General features: G+C 64.0%; 10 protein-coding genes and 1 pseudogene. 9 read left to right on the forward strand and 2 right to left on the reverse strand.

Going from position 1 to position 19343, the window contains the following annotated elements; genetic code table 11:
* Window position 1: 1 nt before the first annotated feature.
* A complete protein-coding gene (locus K7W03_RS08950) occupies window positions 2-1003 on the reverse strand; it encodes a zinc-dependent alcohol dehydrogenase family protein (RefSeq protein WP_413469322.1) in 1002 nt (333 codons plus the stop codon).
* Window positions 1004-1047: 44 nt separating this feature from the next.
* Between K7W03_RS08950 and K7W03_RS08955 the strand changes: the two genes are divergently transcribed.
* From K7W03_RS08955 to K7W03_RS08965, 3 genes are all read left to right on the forward strand, one after another.
* Window positions 1048-3345, forward strand: coding sequence for a copper-transporting P-type ATPase (locus K7W03_RS08955; RefSeq protein ID WP_413469323.1), 2298 nt, complete (start codon window positions 1048-1050; stop codon window positions 3343-3345).
* Between the two features lie 263 nt (window positions 3346-3608).
* Window positions 3609-6023, forward strand: a complete 2415-nt coding sequence (locus K7W03_RS08960) for a TonB-dependent receptor (protein ID WP_222886102.1) — start codon at window positions 3609-3611, stop codon at window positions 6021-6023.
* On the forward strand, window positions 6023-7246 hold the full coding sequence (locus K7W03_RS08965; RefSeq protein WP_044661932.1) for a dipeptidase: 1224 nt from the start codon (window positions 6023-6025) through the stop codon (window positions 7244-7246). The genes K7W03_RS08960 and K7W03_RS08965 overlap by 1 nt, the downstream gene beginning before the upstream one ends.
* Window positions 7247-7496: 250 nt before the next feature.
* On the opposite strand, the gene K7W03_RS08970 is transcribed toward K7W03_RS08965, so the two are convergent.
* The gene (locus K7W03_RS08970) at window positions 7497-8261 is read right to left on the reverse strand and encodes a response regulator transcription factor (RefSeq protein ID WP_222886103.1); all 765 of its coding nucleotides are present in this window, start codon (window positions 8259-8261) and stop codon (window positions 7497-7499) included.
* Window positions 8262-8874: 613 nt separating this feature from the next.
* Here K7W03_RS08970 and K7W03_RS27755 point away from each other — a divergent pair.
* From K7W03_RS27755 to K7W03_RS08990, 6 genes and pseudogenes are all read left to right on the forward strand, one after another.
* Window positions 8875-9540 carry a BapA prefix-like domain-containing protein gene (locus tag K7W03_RS27755; protein ID WP_226869947.1) on the forward strand — a complete coding sequence of 222 codons (666 nt, stop codon included), beginning with the start codon at window positions 8875-8877 and terminating at the stop codon, window positions 9538-9540.
* Window positions 9426-13379 (forward strand): annotated as a pseudogene (locus tag K7W03_RS08975) (Ig-like domain-containing protein); the annotation flags it as partial. The gene K7W03_RS27755 and the pseudogene K7W03_RS08975, both read left to right, overlap by 115 nt.
* A gap of 339 nt (window positions 13380-13718) precedes the next feature.
* Entirely contained in the window at window positions 13719-14429 is a 711-nt protein-coding gene (locus tag K7W03_RS27760) for a calcium-binding protein (protein WP_226869951.1), read from the forward strand.
* Between the two features lie 91 nt (window positions 14430-14520).
* Entirely contained in the window at window positions 14521-15843 is a 1323-nt protein-coding gene (locus K7W03_RS08980) for a TolC family protein (protein ID WP_222886104.1), read from the forward strand.
* Window positions 15836-17995, forward strand: coding sequence for a type I secretion system permease/ATPase (locus tag K7W03_RS08985; RefSeq protein ID WP_222886105.1), 2160 nt, complete (start codon window positions 15836-15838; stop codon window positions 17993-17995). The genes K7W03_RS08980 and K7W03_RS08985 overlap by 8 nt, the downstream gene beginning before the upstream one ends.
* Window positions 17992-19194: an HlyD family type I secretion periplasmic adaptor subunit gene (locus K7W03_RS08990; RefSeq protein ID WP_082166337.1), complete on the forward strand. Its 1203-nt coding sequence runs from the start codon at window positions 17992-17994 to the stop codon at window positions 19192-19194. The genes K7W03_RS08985 and K7W03_RS08990 overlap by 4 nt, the downstream gene beginning before the upstream one ends.
* Window positions 19195-19343: the final 149 nt, after the last annotated feature.

A 19343-nucleotide genomic window follows, 5' to 3' on the forward strand; every position in this document is an offset into this window, starting at 1 on the left:
GTCAGGCGATCCGGGGTGGAACGATCACCGCCGCGCCTTTCACCCTGCCGGTCCGCAGGCGGCGGAGCGCTTCGCCCGCATCGTCCAGCGGAAAGCTTTCCGTCATGATGCGCAGGTCGGTCCGGCCTGCCATTTCGAAGAACGAGATGCCGTCCTCCCGCGTCAGATTGGCGACGGAGAGCAGCATCCTCTCTTCCCACAAATCCGCATAGGGGAAGGCGGGGATGTCGCTCATATGGATGCCCGCGCACACGACCCTGCCGCCCTTGCGAACGGCCCGCAGTGCGAGGGGCACCAAATCGCCCACGGGTGCGAAGATCAGGGCGGCGTCAAGGGGCGTCGGCGGAACCTGCGACGAGCCGCCTGCCCAGGCGCAGCCAAGCGATCGCGCGAAAGCCTGTCCTTCCTCATCGCCATCCCGGGTGAAGGCGTGGACGGTGCGTCCTTGCGCCTGCGCGACCTGCGCCAGGATATGCGCCGCCGCGCCGAAGCCATAGAGCCCGATGGTCGGCGCATCGCCCGTAAGCCGCAACGCGCGCCAGCCGATCAGGCCGGCGCAGAGCAGTGGGGCGGCCTCCACATCGGAAAAGCGGTCCGGCAGGACGAAGCAGTAGCGGGCATCCGCGATCGCATGGGTGGCATAGCCGCCATCCCGGGTCGCCCCGGTGAACAGGGGCGCGTCGCAGAGATTTTCCCGGTCCGTTCGGCAATAGGCGCATTGGCCGCATGTATGCCCCAGCCAGGGAATGCCCACCCGCTGGCCAGGGGCGAAGCCGTCCACCTGCGGCCCGACGACGGCGATGCGGCCGACGATCTCATGTCCCGCTATGATCGGATAATGGGCCGGGATCTCGCCGTCCAGCACATGCAGGTCGGTCCGACACACGCCGCAGGCGGTAACTTCGACCAGCAGTTCCCCAATATCCGGTTCGGGCACGGCGCGGGTGATTTTACGCAGCGGTCGGCCTGGGGCATCGATCTGCATCGCGACCATCTGTTGCATGGAAAGCCTCCCTTGCGCCTTCTTCGTCACCCATAGATCATATCATGACCGAAGGAGTCCGTAGTTATCCTGATGGACGCGCAGACGCCGCCCGTCGAGATTTCTGCCGATCCAGCCATGGCGTCTACAGTCGTGGGCCGCGGCATCGTCGCGCAAGGTCAAGGGAACGGGATCTGATGTCTGCTGTCGAACCGGATCGGAAGAACATCGTGCCGCAAACGGACGCGCCGGCCATCGTCTGGACCTGTCCCATGCATCCGGAAGTGCGGCGGGACCATCCCGGCGCCTGCCCGCTCTGCGGCATGGCGCTGGAGCCTGAGGTTCCCGTTGCCCAGGCGGGCGACGGTGCCGAACTGACCGACATGACCCGCCGTTTCCGCATCAGCCTGCTGCTGGCCATTCCGGTGTTCGTGCTTGAAATGGGCGGGCACCTCTTTCCGCCGCTCCATCACCTTGTGTCCGACCGCCTTTCCATCTGGTTGCAGCTCCTGCTTGCCACGCCGGTGGTGCTGTGGGGCGGCCGGCCCTTTTTCGAAAAGGGATGGCAGTCGCTGCGGACGCGCAAGCTCAACATGTTCACGCTGATCGCGATGGGCACTGGCGTGGCATGGGCCTATAGCATGGTGGGGGCGCTGGCGCCCGGCCTGTTTCCCGAGGCCTTCCGGGAAAACGGGACCGTTCCGGTCTATTTCGAAGCGGCAGCGGTGATCACCGTGCTGGTGCTGCTTGGCCAATGCCTGGAATTGCGGGCGCGGGAGCGTACTTCCGGTGCGATCAGGGCGCTGCTCGACCTGGCGCCGAAGACAGCCAGGCGCCTGCGCGAGGATGGCAGCGACGAGGAGATGGCGGTGGATCGGGTCACGCCCGGCGACCGGCTGCGCATCCGCCCTGGTGAGAAGGTGCCGGTCGACGCCCTGGTCAAGCAAGGCAGTTCCGCCATCGATGAATCCATGGTGACCGGCGAATCCATGCCCGTCACCAAGACTGCCGGTGATCATGTGATCGGCGGCACGCTCAACCGCAGCGGCCAGCTTGTCGTCCGGGCGGAGAAGGTCGGTCGGGACACCATGCTCGCCCGCATCGTGCGGATGGTCGCGGATGCACAGCGATCCCGCGCGCCGATCCAGCGCCTGGCGGACCAGGTGGCAGGATGGTTCGTCCCTGCCGTGCTGTTGATCGCTGCGGTCGCCTTTGTCGCCTGGGCGATCTGGGGGCCGGAGCCGCGCTTCGCCCATGGCCTGATCGTCGCGGTGGCCGTGCTGATCATCGCCTGCCCCTGCGCCCTTGGACTGGCCACGCCCATGTCGATCATGGTGGGCATCGGTCGCGGCGCGGGGCTTGGCGTGCTGATCAAGAATGCCGAGGCGTTGGAACGGATGGAAAAGGTCGACATGCTGGTCGTCGACAAGACCGGCACACTTACGGAGGGCAAGCCGTCGCTCACCGGCATCGTCGCGGCTCCAGGCTTTGAAGAGGATGCGCTGCTTCGGCTCGCCGCCGGGGTGGAGCGGGCGTCCGAGCACCCCCTGGCGCAGGCGATCGTCATTGCCGCGGAGGCGCGGGGATTGGCGCCGCCGCAGGTGGAACAGTTCGATTCCCCCACGGGCAAGGGAGCGGTCGGCATGGTCGAGGGCAAGCGGATATTGCTCGGCAATGCCCGCTTCCTCGAGGAATATGGCGTTTCGGCGGAAGCATTGGCCGGGCAGGCCGATGCCCTGCGCCATGACGGCGCGACCGCCATTTTCATCGGTGTCGACGGGACCGTCGCGGGCATCTTCGCGATTGCCGATGCGGTGAAGCGGACGACGGCGGAGGCGCTGGCTGCGCTGCGGGGGAAGGGCGTCGCCGTCGTGATGCTGACCGGCGACAATCGCACCACGGCGCAGGCGGTCGCCCGGCGGCTGGGGATCGATCAGGTGGAGGCAGAGGTTCTGCCGGACCAGAAAAGCGCCGTGGTCGCCCGGCTCAGGAGCGAGGGCCATGTCGTCGCGATGGCGGGGGACGGCGTGAACGATGCTCCGGCACTGGCGGCCGCCGATGTCGGGATCGCCATGGGGTCGGGCACCGATGTGGCGATCGAAAGCGCCGGAGTGACGCTGCTTCAGGGCGACCTTACCGGCATAGTCCGTGCACGGGCGCTCAGTCAGGCGACCATGTCGAACATCCGCCAGAACCTGTTCTTCGCCTTCATCTACAACGCCGCTGGCGTGCCGATCGCCGCAGGTCTGCTCTATCCTCTGTTCGGCATCCTGCTGTCCCCTGTGATCGCGGCTGCGGCTATGGCTCTGTCGTCGGTCAGCGTCGTCGGCAATGCGCTGCGCCTGAACAGGGTGAGGCTTTAGAAGGGGCTGGACGCATTTTCCCGCGCAAGGCGGGATGCGGCGGACAGCGGTGCATGAAAATTCGTTGCGGAATGAGAATTACTCATTTGTCCCTGGCGGATTTTCACCATCATTTCGTTTCACAAGAAAACTGAGAAATCGGCTGGGCGCAGCGATGCGTCCGGCCTGTCCGTCATGTGGAGAGATGTCGCACTGCGCCCCGTGGCGCGGTGCATGCCTGATCGGCCCATAATTGCCCGAAAAGGGCCGAAAGGGAGCCATTTATGCAAAAGTTCTTGTCCGTCCGTCGTGCCGCATTGCTGCTTTCCTGTTGTGTCGGTCTTGTCTCACCCCATGCCTGGGCGCAGGAGCCCGATGCGGAAGACGATGCCGGCACAATCACCGTTACCGGCCGCCGCATTTCCCAGTCATCGGAAGCGATCGGTGAGGATAAGGTGAGCAATGTGGTGGCGGTCACGCGCGAGGCCTTGCTGTCGGCGCCCTCCGGTATTTCGGGCCTGAAGATGCTTGAGCAACTGCCCGGCTTCAACGTGCAGACCGACGGCGCTCTCGGCCTCTACGAGTTCGGCAACAGCGTCCAGACCCGTGCCTTCAACCTCGATCAGATCGGTTTCGTGGTGGACGGCATTCCCACGGGACGCAGCGACGCCTTCGGCGGCAGCCCGGTTTTCCGCTATGTCGACAATGAGAATCTGGGCGTTGTGGAAGCCGCCATCGGCGCAGGCGACGTCGGCTTGCCCAGCTATTCGACATTGGGCCCTGTCGTCCAATATAACAGCATCGCGCCGCAGGACGAGATGGGCCTGTTCGTTTCCCAAAGCTTCGGCGACTTCGACATGAAGCGCACCTTCATCCGCGCGAGCACTGGGCGGGTGGGACCGTTCAAGGCCTATGTCAGCCGCACGAAGCTGGACAGCGACCTGTGGCGCGGCCCCGGATCGGTCGACCGTGAACATTGGGAGGCGCAGGTCCATGCCGACCTCGGCGGCGATAGCTGGGCGCGGTTCAAATTCGTGTCGAACGACTTCTTCGACTATGACTCGCCTACCATTTCGCGGGGCCAATATAATTGCGTAACGCGCAACGCGCTGGGGCAGTGCGGAAGGGATTACGCCTATATCGAAAATGTGCCGAATACGACCACAGGTTTCGGGCCGACGGCGTCCGGCATCTATTATTCTAATAGCGCATATACCGCCGTGTATAATCTTGCCATCAACGTTCGTAAGGACAAGCTTTATGGTGCGACATTCCACGCCGGTATAGCTGATGGCGTCTGGGCCGAATCGACTCTCTATTGGGAAGACAAGGACGGCTACGGTGTATCGCCGGATGCCTATGGCAGCACGACTCGAGGGACAACCGGAGCCCTGCTCAACAGCTATTTGCGCTATCGCTATCAGGCCGACGCTGGCCTGCCCGTCACCGCACCGAAGGGCGTTCAATATGGGCTCTCGGGCGTGGGCGGGGATCGCTATGGCATCACCAGCAAGCTGCATTGGGAAATCGGCAGCAATGCGGTGGAAGCGGGAATCTGGGCTGAAACGGATAAATATCACCGTACCCAGGCCCGCTATAACACGGTCGATGGCGCTCCTGACAGTGCACCCAATCTGAACGAGCTGGTTTATCTGCGCCGGAACTACCGATCCAAGCGCGACATCTTGCAAGTATTCCTAAAGGACACACTGAAGGTCGCCGACGAACGACTGATCATCGATCTCGGCTTTAAGGGGCTGGTGATGGACTATGTCCAGCGCGGCTATAGGGACTTTGACGATTATTATCGCACCACCGGAACGGGTCTCAACACCCGGGGCATTGCGGGATGGGGACCACAGGCCAACACCGCTCATTACAAGGATCTGTTCTTGCCCATGGTGGGCTTGCTCTACAAAATTGACGGCCGGACGCAGGTCTTCGCCTCCTATGCCGAAAATATGGCGCTGCCCAAAGGCATGGACGACATCTATTCGGTGACCCGCCCCAATACATCAGCCTTGGTGCCGCAACCCGAGCCCGAACGATCGAAGAATATGGAACTGGGTATACGTACCAACCAGGGACAGGTTTATGCGTCGTTGGCGGCCTTCTACACAAAGTTCGACAACCGTATTCAGTCGATCACCAGCTTCGTGCCCGGCGGCGGCCAATCGACTGAGACCTTCTTCCAGAATGTTGGTCGGGTACGTTCCTATGGTGTGGAATTTGCCGGCACTTACAAACCGGCCTTCCTAGACGGGTTGGCCTATGGCAATCTGAACGTCACCTATAATAATGCCAAGTTCAAGGATGACATCATCGGTTCCACTGTCATCCCAATTGCGGGCAAGTTTCTGCCCGACAGCGCCAAATGGATCGTCAGCGGCGGCTTGACAGTGGAGCCGGCAAGCTGGTTGGTGGCTAATTTCTCAGGCAAATATACCAGCAAGCGCTGGTCGACATTCGTTAATACTCCGGGATCGAGCGTGCCGGGCTACACCGTGTTCAGCGCCTATGTCGATATTGGCGACGGATTCAGCGTTGGACCGCTCAAAAGCGTCAAGGCGCGTTTCAACGTCGACAATATTTTCGACAAGGATACACTATCCTATATCTCGCCGTCGGTGCAGGGTGATGGCAACTTCCGGCCATTGTCCCCACGCACTTTCCAGTTCACCATTTCGGGCGAGATTTGATGCGGAAAAGGATGATGGCGGGGGCGGCGCTGGTGGCGCTGCTCCCCATTGCAGTGCAGGCGCAGGAGGTGCCGAAGAAGGTCTATCAGCTTCACCAGAAAATGCTGACGCTCGACAGTCATCTCGATACGCCTGCCTCGCTCGACCTGCCGGGCTGGTCGATCGAGGAGGAGCATGGGGTTCATAGCGACTATACCCAGGTCGACCTGCCGCGCATGAAGAAGGGCGGCCTCGACGGCGGTTTCTGGGCGATCTACACGCCGCAGGGGCCGTTGACGGAGGAAGGGTTCCGCAAATCGCGCGACTTCGCGCTGCTGCGCGGGGTCTCGATCCGCGAGATGGTCGCGGCGGACCCGGCGAATTTCACGCTGGCGCTGGAGGCCAAGGATGCCGCGCCCATTGCGGCGTCCGGCAAGCGGGTCGTCTTCATGTCCATCGAAAACGCCTACCCGCTGGGCGAGGACGTGTCACTGCTCAAGACCTTCTACGACATGGGCGTTCGCGTGTCGGGCTTCGCTCATTTCGCGCATAACCAGTTCGCGGACAGTTCGACCGATCCGTCGAAGAAGCCGCGCTATGGCGGCCTCAGCCCGCTGGGCAAGGAACTGCTGAAGGAGATGAACCGCCTCGGCATCGTCCCGGATGCGTCGCACAGCAGCGATCAGGTGCTGGACGATCTGCTGGCGCTTTCCACGTCGCCGGTGCTGCTGACCCATTCCGGGTGCAAGGCGATTTACGACCATCCGCGCAACATCGACGATGAACATCTGAAGGCGCTGGCCGCAAAGGGCGGGGTGATCCAGATGAACGCCTATGGCGCCTATCTGCGCGCATCCAAGCCCAACCCGCAGCGGCAGGAAGCGCTGAAGGCGCTGTTCGGCCAGTTGCGCGAGGATGCCAAGCTGTCGCCCGAAAAGCGCGCCGAACTGCTGGCGAAGCGGCAGGAGATCGACCGGCTCTATCCGGAGACGGACCGGGCGACCTTCGACGATTTCATGGCGCACATGCTCCATGCGTTGAAGGTGGTGGGGCCGGACCATGTCGGCATCGGGTTGGACTGGGATGGCGGCGGCGGCGTCGTCGGGCTGGAGGATGTGGTCGACCTGCCCCGGATCACCGCCGCCCTGCTCAAGGCGGGCTATAGCGAGGCGGACGTCCAGAAGATCTGGTCCGGAAATGTCCTGAGGGTGCTCGCCGCGGCCGAAGCAGCCAAGGCGCCCTAGAGCCAATGGACATTCAGAAGATGACGAGCCGAGCCGAAGGCCACCGAAGGTAAAATGGTGGTTTTCCGTGACCCGGAGCGCAGCCTACTCAAAGTAGGTGAGCACCGGAAGCACGGAAAAGCGTCATTTGCAGGCCGTCAGGGCTGAATGTCGATTGGCTCTAAGGCATTGCCGCAACAGGGGCGGCTCTGACGGCCGCCCCTGTCGTGCATCGATCATGCCGGCGCAGAGATGGATCGCAAGATTGCGATCACCTGTCGTCGGTCCGGAGGACATAGCCGTTTGCTGTCCTGTCGGCAGGGGCTTGAAGCTGGGCTGCCCTGGATGCCGTCACGGCGCCGACGAAGACATATCCGATGCCGCGGGCCGAACGCAGCGGCAGGGACCGTCCGGTTTCGCGCTCGACCTTGGCGCGCAGCTTGGAGATCAGGACGTCCAGCGCCCGCATGTTTCCGGCGCTTCTGCGGGCATGAAGATGTTGCGCGAGCTGTTCGCGGGGCTGCTCGATGCCGGGATTGTCCATCAGCCGGCTGAGCACGGCGAATTCGGACGTCGACAGGTTTATGCCTTCGTCACTGGGCGCGATGAGGCGCCAGTGCACATGGTCGAGCGTCCAACTGTCATTTTCCTCATCCACACGGGGCGAATGCCGTCCGGCTGCCGCAAAACGCGACATGTTGCGGAGGATGGCCAGCAGTTCGGCCATGTCGAGCGGTTTGGCCAGGACGTGATCGGCTCCCAGTGACAGGGCGAGAAGACGATCGTCCCTGGCCGTCCGCTCGGAAAGAAGGATGATGCCCACCGGCGTCGCGGCGCGGAGAGATTGTATGAGCGAGAGCGTCCGGCTCCAGCCGTCATGATCGTCGACGATCGCCACGTCCACGGAGGCCGCCGCCATCTGCGGCAAGATGCAGTCGCCGGTCATGTGATGCGACAGCGCGATCGAATGCGCTTCCAATTCCTCGCCGAGCAGTTCGGCCAAAGTCGTGTCCTGGGTGAAGCTGGCCACGCTCATGAGCGTTTCTCTGGATGGAGTGCTGCATGTCTCCGCCCCGGCTAGAGTGAACGCGCGATGGTCGAAGCGCTTGTTCACGCGAAACTCCCTCCAAACTCCTTTTGGGCATCATGACGGGAAAACCGCCATGCTGCCCGATTTGTGATTTTGCGTTGTTTTACAGCAAGTTTTGTCTTTCGCCTACGGGAAAAACCGCCAATCATTCCGCCTTGGCAGAGCTGTTGCGAGATGTGCGATTTTGGCTCCGCCACATTTTTGCCCGGTCCTTGCGCTGGCGGGCATGCGGGTTTTCAAGTGCAACATTGCCGACGGCTACAATCCGAATTGCTGTAAATCCAAGATAAAATCACCATTACCTGAGCATCTTGCAAAACCTATAGTAAATAAACTGGAAAAATTGTTATAATATTTCAATATCGATTTTATATAAATAAAGAATGAACATATATAATGTAATATCTTGAATATAACGCAAAAAAATAAACATATGATCGATATTGTAAATAATTAATAACAGTAAGTAACATTAAGTAACATTAAAAGTTTTTGCTAAACTGTTATGGAACTTTCTATTGTCTTTGGAATTCGACCTTTTCTGCAAGGGAGGTAGTCCATGGACAAGCGCATCGACATCACCGTTCGTCAGACGGGTGCAACCCAAACCCACGTCGTTCAGCAACAAAATGCCGTGATCCAGGCCCAGGGCGGCTCAGCGATTAAGGTGACGGCTGCGCGCAGCGAGGTGACGGCGATGCTGCGTGAAGGGGATGATCTGATCCTGCATTTTGCCGACGGTACGGCGGTCCGGCTGGAGGGTTCTTTCAATTGTCCGCCGGGAGACATTGCCGACCTTATTTTCCTCGAACCAGGCAATGGGCAGCAGTGGCTGACCGATCTGGGCAGCGAAGCCTGCTATCTGCCCACCGACACGACCACCGAAGCCCTGAGCTATTCCTTCGCCCCCGCAGGCGCTGCGGGGGGCCTGAGCGGCGGCCTGCTGGCGGGATTGGGGGCGGTGGCAGCCGGCATCGGCGTCGCGGCTGCCGCTGGCGGCGGCGGTGGTGGCGGCGGGTCGGATGGCGGGGCGGCTGTGGATAGCACCCCCCCGCAGCGCCGACCGTGGCGCCGACAAATGGCCGTAGCTTGTCGGGCTCTGCGGAAGCGGGTTCGACGGTGCGCATCGACGTCAATGGCGACGGCTCGGTCGATGCGACGGCCACCGCTGACAATGCCGGCCGGTGGAGCTATACGCCGGCCACGCCCATCGGCGATGGCGTGACGGTGCGGGTAACGGCAGTGGATGCTGCGGGCAATGCGTCGCCATCGACCAGCGTGACGGTGGACGCGGCCGCTCCGCCGGCGCCGGTGATCAATTCCAGCAACGGCACGGCGCTCGGCGGTACGGCTGAGGCAGGGGCCACGATCGGGCTGGATCTGGATGGCGACGGCGACGTCGATGCGACGACCACGGCCGATGCGTCCGGTAACTGGAACTATACGCCTTCGACGCCGATTCCAGATGGGACGACGGTGACGGCCGTTGCGACCGATGCGGTGGGAAACAGCTCCGCGCCTGCCAGCATCGACATTGACGCCGTGCCCCCCGCCGCTCCGCTCGTCGATCCGAGCAACGGGACCGAATTGACCGGAACGGCGGAGCCCGGCGCGACTGCCGGCATCGATAGCGATGGCGACGGCACTATCGACACGACGGTTCCTGTCGATGACCAAGGCAATTGGAGCCATGTGCCGGCGACACCCATTGCCGACGGCACGACGGTGGAGGTCGTTGCGACCGATCCGTCCGGCAACACATCGTCCCCTGCGACGGTCGTGGTCGACGCCACTGCGCCTGCGATCCCCGTGGTGGGCACTGTAGTCGACGATGCCGGCACGACGACCGGCCCTGTCGCCAATGGGGGCAGCACGGATGATACGACGCCGACGCTGTCGGGAAGCGGAGTAGAGGCGAACGCCATCGTCTCTGTCTATGACGGCGGCGCCTTGCTTGGGACAGTCGTTGCAGACACCTCCGGCAACTGGAACTTCACGCCCACCACGCCACTGTTGGAAGGGACGCACAGCTTCACCGTCACGGCGACGGATGGGACGGGCAATGTCAGCGCGGCGTCCGCCGCCTATGTCCTGACCGTCGACACCAGCGCCCCGGCTGCGCCGCTGCTCGCGCCTACCGACGGGACGACGGTTTCGGGCTCGGCGGAGGCCGGGGCGACCATCGATCTCGACACGGATGGCGACGGCCTGTCCGATGCGACGACGGTCGCGGATGCATCGGGCGACTGGAGCATCACCTTGGCTTCGCCGCTGGCGAACGGTACGGTGATCAGCGCCATCGCCACGGATGCGGCGGGCAACAGCTCCACGCCCGATACGGTGACTGTCGATACCGGACTCGACACTACGCCCCCCGCCATTCCGACCATTGGCGCCGTAGCCGACGATGTCGGCGCGATCCTTGGCGCTGTCGCCAATGGCGGCAGCACGGATGACATGACGCCAACGCTGTCCGGAACCGGCGTCGAAGCGAATGCCATCGTCTCCGTTTACGACGGCGGCACGCTGCTGGGCACGGCCGCGGTGGACGGTTCGGGCAACTGGAACTTCACCCCCACCGCGCCGCTGGGTGAGGGAACGCATAGCCTGACCGTCACGGCAACCGACGCGGCGGGCAATGTCAGCGCGGCATCGGCTGCCTATGTCCTGACCGTCGATACCAGTGCTCCGGCAACGCCTGTGCTTGCCCCGACCGACGGCACGACAATATCGGGCACTGCGGAGGCTGGAGCGACCATCGCTCTGGATACCGACGGTGACGGCATATCCGACGAGACGACGACGGTGGACGCATCGGGCGATTGGAGCATTACGCTGGCATCGCCGCTCGCAAATGGAACGGTGGTGACCGCCATCGCTACCGATGCGGCAGGCAACAGCTCCACCCCCGATACGGTGACCGTCGATACAGGTCTGGATACGACTCCTCCAGCCATTCCCGGAATTGGCGGCGTAGCCGATGATGTCGGCGCGATCCTGGGCCCCATCGCCAATGGCGGCAGCACGGATGACACGGTTCCGACCCTCTCGGGAACGGGCGTGGAGGCGAATGCCATTGTCTCCGTCTACGACGGCAGCACCTTGCTGGGTACGACGAGCGCGGACGGTTCGGGCAACTGGAGCTTCGCGCCCACCGCGCCGCTGGGCGAGGGGGCGCACAGCTTCACCGTCACGGCGACCGACGCGGCAGGCAATGTCAGCGCGGCGTCTGCCGCCTATGTGCTGACCGTCGACACCAGCGCTCCGGCCGCGCCGATTCTGGCCCCCTCCGACGGAACCACGCTATCGGGTATCGCGGAAGCCGGCGCGATCATCGACCTCGACACCGATGGCGATGGCGTGTTCGATGAGACCACGACCGCGGACGCCTCGGGCGATTGGAGCATCACCCTGGCTTCCCCGCTGGCGAATGGAACGGTCGTCAACGCGATTGCGACCGATGCCGCGGGCAATAGCTCGCTTGCCGGTGCAGTGACCGTCAATACCGGCCTCGACACCACGCCGCCTGCGGTGCCGTCGATAGCGGCGGTGGCCGACGATGCCGGGTCGATCCTCGGCCCTGTCGCCAATGGCGGGATCACGGACGATGCGACGCCTACCCTGTCGGGACTCGGGGTCGAGGCGAATGCCATTATTTCGGTCTATGACGGCAGCACCCTGCTCGGCACGGCGATGGCGGACGCTTTGGGCAATTGGAGCTTCACGCCGACCACGCCGCTGGGTGCGGGTTCGCACAGCTTCACCGTCACGGCCACGGATGCGGCGGGGAATGAGAGCGCGGCTTCAGCGGCCTATGTCTTGACCGTCGATACCGTCGCCTCCATTCCGACGATCACCGGCATGACCGACAATGCGGGTTCGGTCCTTGGCGGCGTGATCTCGGGCGGAACGACTGACGACACCACGCCCACTCTCTCCGGAACTGGCGCGGAGGCGAACGCAAGCATCTCGATCTACGACGGCAATATCCTGCTGGGTACGGCGACGGCGGATGCTTCGGGCAATTGGAGCTTCACGCCGACCACGCCGCTGGGCGAGGGCTTGCACAGCTTCACCGCCACGGCGACCGATGCGGCGGGCAATGTCAGCCTCGCTTCGGCGGCCTATGCGGTCACGATAGACCTGACCGTGCCGCCCGTGCCGACGATCACCGGGGCCAGCGACAATGCCGGTTCGATCCTAGGCGGCGTGATTTCGGGAGGGTCGACCGACGACACGACGCCGACCCTTTCCGGAACCGGTGCGGAAGCGAACGGGACCGTTTCGATCTATGACGGCAGCACCCTGCTGGGCACGGCGACGGCGGACGCTTCGGGCAACTGGGATTTCACGCCCACCGCTCCGCTGGGCGAGGGGCCGCACAGCTTCACCGCCGTTGGCGTCGACGCAGCAGGCAATGCCAGCATTGCCTCGGCGCCTTATGCGCTGACGATAGACCTCACCGTCCCGGCCGCGCCGACGATTACCGGCGTCAGCGACAATGTGGGCTCGGTGCTGGGGGCGGTGGCTCTGGGAGGGGCGACGGACGACACGACGCCGACCATTTCGGGAACAGGCGCGGAGGCGAACGCCAACGTTTCCGTCTATGATGGCGGCACGCTGCTGGGCACCGCAACGGCGGATGGATCGGGCAACTGGAATTTCACGCCGACAACGCCCTTGGGCAATGGACCGCACAGCTTCACCGCTGTCGTGACGGATGCCGTGGGCAATGCGGGCCTGGCGTCGGCGCCCTATGCCATAGCCATCGATACGGTCGCCCCGGCCGCCACGGTCGCGATCACGGCCCTGCGCGACGACACGCAGGTGGTGGGCGACTGGGCCACCGACGATACGTCCCCGACCATCACAGGCACGCTGAGCGCACCGCTGGCCGGCGGGGAGCGGGTCGAGGTCAGCCTGGATGGCGGCGCTACCTGGACGCAGGCGGCGACCAGCGGCACCAGCTGGTCCTACGGTCCCGGCACGCTCGGCGCCGGCGGCCATGTGGTGGACGTGCGCGTAGTGGATGCGGTCGGCAATGTGGGCTCCACGGCCGCCCAGCCGATCACCATCACGAACGTCAACGACGCGCCCATCGTCCTGGCATCGGACAGCAGCCTGCTGGGGCTTGTCAGTGCAGAAGCCCTGGGCCTGCTCGACATCGGCAGCCAGGCCTTCGTGGCGATCGATCCGGAGAACAGCCTGCAAAGCGTCGTGCTGGACTTTACGCCCCTGCTGACCGTCGGCACGCAGGTCTTCACCGTGTCGCAGGATCTGGCGACCGAACTCGGCCTTGCGGTCAACGTCAACAACCAGTTCGTGACCGTGCTGGGGACGCCCGTCTCCACCATCTCCTCGACCATGACGATAACGGCGCTGGATGGCGGGCCGATCGACAATATGGCCATCAACGAATTGCTGAGGGCGGTGCATTTCAATTCACCGCTTGGTCTCAACGTGAACCTGCTGTCAGGCATCAGCATCACGGCGACCGATACGGCCGGCGCGTCGCGGACGGACAATGCGGCCAGTCTGCTCGACGCCAATCTGCTCAACACCCTGCTTGGCGGCAGCAGCGATCCGACCATTTTGGAGGGCACGGCCGGCGTCAACATATTGACCGGCACCGCCGCCAATGAGCATCTCTACGGCTATGGCGGCGCCGATATTCTCCAGGGCGGCGGCGGCAACGACATATTGCGCGGTGGGGCCGGCGCCGACACATTGGACGGCGGCACCGGGAACGACATATTGCTGTTCGACGCGGCCGATACGCTGATCGACGGCGGGGCGGGCGCTGATGCGCTGCTCGTCCGCGGCGACAGCAGCGTGTCGCTGAACCTCGATGCGGCGACCAATATCCGCAATATGGAACGGATCGACCTGGGCGTGGGCGATACCGGACACAGCCTCACCTTGACGGAGGCCGGCATCATCCAGGCGACGGATGCGAACCGGCAACTCATCATCACGGGCGAGAATAACGACAGCGTGACCATGACCGGCGCGGTCCATGTCGGCCAGGCGCTGGTCGATAACCACGCCTATGAGCAATATAGTCTGGGAACCACGACCGTGCTCATCGAAGATCCCGTGCTGGTGGTGGTTTGATGCCGTCACCTGCCAGAGGGCAGGGGTGGGAGAGGGGCCACTGATGCGGAAGCGGAAAGGGATTTTCCCGCCCTTGGCCGGGAAGATTCTCATGCTCCTTGGCTTTGCCCTGGCGGAAGCGCTCCATGCCGGTGCCGGTTCCGCCGCGCCCGCCGATCCCGTCGCCGATCCCCCTCCAGCCCATGGCAGCAGGATCGGCCTTGCCGATGCGGTCGGGCTGACGCTTGCCCGCCATCCCGATCTCGCCCGCGCCCGCGCCACATTGGCCCGGGGGCGGGCCGATCTGGGGGCGGCGCGCAGCCTGTGGACGCCGCAGCTTTCCTATCAGGCCAATCTGGGGCCCAATATGCTATCGGGCAAAAGCGGCTCCGGCCTCAACGACAATATGGCGGGGCCCAGCCTGACGCTCAACCAGCTTGCCTGGGATTTCGGCCGGACGAAGGGAGAGATCGGCTATGCCCGCTCGACCGAGAAGCAGCGCCGGTTCGAACTGGAATCGGCGGCCGACCAGTTGGCGGAGACAGGCGCGCTAGCCTATCTCGACGTGAAGCGGTTCGAGCTGCTGGAACTCGAAACCGCAAAGCATGTCCAGTCGCTGGAGCATCTCCAGATGCTGATCCAGTTGCGGGTGGATGCCGGGCTTTCCGATCGTTCCGACCTGTTGCTGGCCGATGTGCGGGTGGAAAGCGCCCGCGGCGACCAGATCCAGGCCGGATCGTCGCTGACGGCGGCCAAGGTGACGTTGGCCAATCTCATCGGCGTCATGCCGGAGGCCTATGACGATCCGGCGCAGGCGATCGAACGGTTCGCGTCCCATGACGGGGAGCCTGATTTCGCCACATTGCCTGCCGTGGCCGCCGTCGAACAGGCCGAACAGGCGGCATCGGCGCGGGTAGGGCAGGCGCGGGCCGAGCGCTTCCCGCGCCTTGGCATCCAGCTTGGCTACAGCCGTAACAATTATACCTACAACAACAGGGACGACGCCTTTTCCGCCATGGTGACGGTGACCGGCGACCTGGTTCGCCGGTCCAACCGTTATGCCGTGAAGGCGGCCGAGGAGGACCGTCGCGCCGCGCAGGCGACGAAGGAGTCGACGATCCTCGACATCCGCGGCCGGGCGCTCGCCGCGCGGGAGCAGATCAGGGGCGGTTATCTGCGCATCCGGGCCTATCGCCGCCAGGAACAGCAGGCCGTCGATGCCAGCGCGATCTTCCTGGAGGAATATAAGCTCGGCAAGCGCAGCCTCACTGAACTGCTGAATGCCGAACTGGAAATCTACCGCGCGGCGAGCGCCAGGATCGCGGCGGAATACGACATATTGGGTGCGCGGGTCCAATATGAGAATGTCTTCGGCCAGCTTCGGCAATCGCTTGGCCTGCCCTCCAGCATGACACAGGACGATGGCGATGGCTGATCGGGAAATCGGCTCAGGACGCAATTGGATCGCGGCCATCGTCGCGCTTGCCGGCCTGAAAGGGATAGGGTTGACGGAGGCGGAACTGACCGGCCGGCTGGCATGGTCCGGCCATGAGGGCGACCCGCGCGACGAATTGCGGCAGGCGGCCCGGCTGTCCGGAATCCAGCTCGACCTGATCGATGTCCGGCCCGACGAGGTGCCGGACATGATGCTGCCGGCCCTGTTCGAAATGCGCGAAGGGGTGGTTGCCGTCCTCCACCGGCGCGGCGCCGACAGCGTCCTGTTTTCGGTACCCGGATTGTCGGGCCAGACCATGCTCGAAATCCCGCGCGCCGAATTTGCGGAGAAGGCGACGGGCCGCGCCGGTTTGGTGGAGGCGCTTTCGACCAGGGCGCGTGATGCCCGTATCGACGCCTTCCTCCGCAAAAGCAGGCGGTCCTGGTTCTGGGACACGGTGCTCAGCGACCGGCGCGGCTATGGGGAGATCGTGCTCGCCTCGCTTTTCGGCAATCTGCTGACCTTCGGCACGTCGCTCTTCGCCATGCAGGTATGGGACCGCGTCATTCCCGCCCGGTCGATCCCCACGCTTTGGGTGCTTGCGCTGGGGACGCTGATGGCGCTGCTGCTCGAACTGCTGCTGCGCACCTCCCGGGTGGTGGTGGTGGACCGGATCGGACGGCGGGCCGACCTTGCGATCTCCTCCAGGATATTCGCCCGCGCGCTCGACATCCGCAACGATGCGCGGCCCAAGTCGACCGGCGCCTTCATCGCCCAGTTGCGCGACATAGAGCAGATACGGGAACTGCTGACCTCCACCACCGTGTCCGCGCTGGTCGACCTGCCCTTCATCATCCTCTTCCTGGCGCTGTTCACCATGCTGGCGGGGCCGCTGACCTTCGTGCTGGTGGCGGCGCTCATCCTCATCGTCGTGCCGGGGCTTCTCCTGCAAATTCCCCTTGGGCGGCTGGCGAAGGAGGGCATGCGGGAAGCCGCGCTGCGCAACGCCATGCTCGTGGAATCCATAGAGCGCATCGACGAGATCAAGACCGCGCAGGCTGAGCCGCGCTTCCAGTCCCTATGGGAACGGTTCACCGTGACCGGCGCCCGCGTCGGGGCGGAGCAGCGCTTCTTCGCCGCCCTGTTTTCCAACTGGTCCCAGACCCTGCAGCAGCTTGCCTATACGGCGGTGGTCGTCGCCGGGGCCTATCGGGTGATGGACGGCGATATGACCATGGGCGCGCTCATCGCCTGTTCCATCCTCACCAGCCGCGCGCTGGTGCTGTTCGTGCCGCTGGGGCAGGTCTTCACCCGCTGGCAGAGCGCGAAGGTCGCCATTGGCGCGCTCAACGACATCATGGAAAAGCCCGTGGATCACGATCCCGAAGCGGGGCTCCTCCGCCGCACCCTGTTGCGCGGCAATTATGAGATCGAAAATCTCCTCTATGCCTATGACGCGGAATCGCCGGCGGTATTGAGGATCGACCGGCTCTCGATCCGGCAGGGGGAACGGATCGCCCTGCTGGGCAAGATCGGCGCGGGCAAGTCGACATTGCTTCGCCAGCTTTCGGGGCTGGCGCGACCGACCTCCGGCAAGCTGTTGCTCGACGGCACGAGCATGGCGCTGATCAACCCGGCCGACATTCGCAGGGAAACGGGCTATCTGGGGCAGGGCGCGCAACTGTTCCTGGGCACCATACGCGAGAACCTGCTGGTCGGCGCTCCCCATGCCAGCGACGAGGATATAGTGGCGGCGCTGGCCGTCACGGGTGGCCTGCCGCTCGTCCAGAACCAGTCTCAGGGTCTCGACCTCCTGTTGCAGGAGGGCGGCGCAGGCCTTTCGGGCGGCCAGCGCCAGACGCTGCTGCTTGCCCGCACCTTGCTGCGCAAGGGCAATATCCTGCTGCTGGACGAGCCATCCGCGCCGCTGGACGAGAATAGCGAGCGGCATCTGGTGCGCGAACTCAGCCAATGGCTGGGGGACCGCACGCTGATCGTCACGACCAACCGGTCGGGACTGCTCGGACTGGTCGATCGCATCATCGTGATAGAGCGCGGTGCGGTGGTCATGGACGGCCCCAGGGACAAGGTGATCGCCACGCTGGCCGGGCCCAGGGCCGGCGCCCGCGTCACGGGAGGGGCACAGGCATGACGACGCAAACGAAGACGGCGTCCCCCCTGCTGCGCGATGCGGCCGGGAAGGAGAGCGACTGGCTGGCCTTCGCGGAGAAGCTGAGGGTCATTCCCATCATTTCCCTGGGCGTGACGGCCTTTCTGGTCTGGGCGTGGTTCGGCACGCTGGACGAAGTCGCGGTCGGTCCCGGCAAGGTGACGCCTCCGTCGCGTTCCCAGGTCATCCAGAGCCTGGAAGGCGGCATCGTCGACGGCATCTTCGTCCATGAAGGGGACATCGTCCAGCCGCGCCAGAAGCTGGCGACGCTCGACCGCGCGCGGTTCAGTTCCACCCTGGGCGAGTCCGTCGCCAAGGCGCGCTCGCTGGAGGCCGCGGCAGCCCGGCTGGAGGCGGAGATCACTGGCGGAGAGCCCCGGTTCAGCGCGGAGGTCCGCCAGACTCCGGGACTGGTCGAGCGGGAGATGGAACTGCTCCGTTCCCGGCGCCAGAATCTTCAGGTCGCCACGGCCAGCCTGCGGGAATCGCTCGCGCTCGTCCGCCGCCAGCTTCAGATGACCACGCCACTGGTCGAACTGGGCGCGGCCAACAAGGTCGAGGTCATCCAGCTCCAGCGGCAGGAAAATGAACTGCAGGCCAAGCTCGATTCCCTGCGCAACCAGTTCATCATCGAGGCCAATGACGATTATGCGAAGACGAAGGCCGAACTGGAAGTGGTCGATCAGGTGATGAGCGGCCGGCGCGATCAGTTGAACCGCACCATCTTGACCTCTCCGGTGCGGGGGATCGTCAAGAATCTGGAGGTGACGACCATTGGCGGCGTGCTCCAGCCCGGCGGTTCGCTGATGGAGATCGTGCCGCTGGAGGACAAGCTGCTCATCGAAGCGCGCATCAGCCCGCGCGACATCGCCTTCATTCGTCCGGGGTTGCCCGCGACGGTCAAGATCACCGCCTATGATCCGTCCATCTACGGTACGCTGGACGGCACGGTCGACCGCATCTCCCCCGACACCCTGCAGGATGAGGTCAATCGCGATCAGGTCTTCTACCGCGTCTATGTCCGCACCCGGCATTCCAGCCTGCGGACCAAAGACGGCAAGGACCACGCCATCATGCCCGGCATGGTCGCGACGGTCGAAATCCGCACCGGCCGCAAGACCGTGCTCGATTATCTGATGAAGCCGATCAACAAGGCCAAGGAAGCCATGCGCGAGAGATAGGGTCGGAAAAAGGTCCTCCAAAAAACGGCGGCACATGCACTTTCCCGTCATCTGGCCCTGCTATCGAGAAGCGGGGAGCAGCCTGCCTGGACCTGCGCGGCAATGGTGCGGCCACCTGTCATCAAAATGAAATATTACTGTCATCCCAT

This window comes from Sphingobium sp. PNB, from assembly GCF_019873065.1.
Lineage (GTDB): Bacteria > Pseudomonadota > Alphaproteobacteria > Sphingomonadales > Sphingomonadaceae > Sphingobium > Sphingobium fuliginis.